The 589-nt window shown below is 72.3% G+C and carries 1 protein-coding gene; it reads left to right on the forward strand.

Annotated elements, in window-relative coordinates; translation table 11 throughout:
* Nucleotides 1-589 (forward strand): tetratricopeptide repeat protein (locus AC1D01_RS37935; RefSeq protein WP_477875144.1); only part of this gene is annotated, 589 nt, incomplete at both ends.

Below are 589 nucleotides of genomic sequence, written 5' to 3' on the forward strand. Positions count from 1 at the left end.
GCGCGAACTGGCCGGCGACAGCGTGCAGGCGATGGCCCTGTTCGAGCAGTCGGTCGCGGTCGCCGAGCAGATGCACGAAGACGAGCAGCGCGCCGACGGCCTGTACCACCGCGGCTACCTGCGCGGCGTGCGCGGCGAGTTCGCCAACGGCCTGTTCGACCTGCGCCTGGCCAACCAGCTGTACGAGCGGCTGGGCATGCCGCAACAGGCGCTGACCTCGCTGAACGCGATCGCGATCCTCTACAACCGCATGGGCGACTACAGCCAGGCGCGCTACTACTTCGAGGCGGCGCTGCGCGCGCAGCAGGCCGCCGGGCTGCGCCGCGAGCAGGCCGTCACGCAGCACAACCTTGGCCGGGCGCTCGAGAACCTGAAGGACTGGGACGCCGCGCAGCACGCCTTCGAGACGGTTCTGGCGCTGAGCCGCGAGCTTGCCTACCCGCGCGGCGAGGCCTACGCGCTGCGCGGGCTGGCCAGCGTGCGCAACGCACGGGGCGATGCGGTGGGCGCGCTCGCCTTGCTCGCCCAGGCGAGCGAGCTGCAGCACCGCACGCCCGACGAGCGCCTGCGTGCCCAGGTGCTGCTGCAA

It is taken from the genome of Rhizobacter sp. P3_B12, from assembly GCF_056402895.1.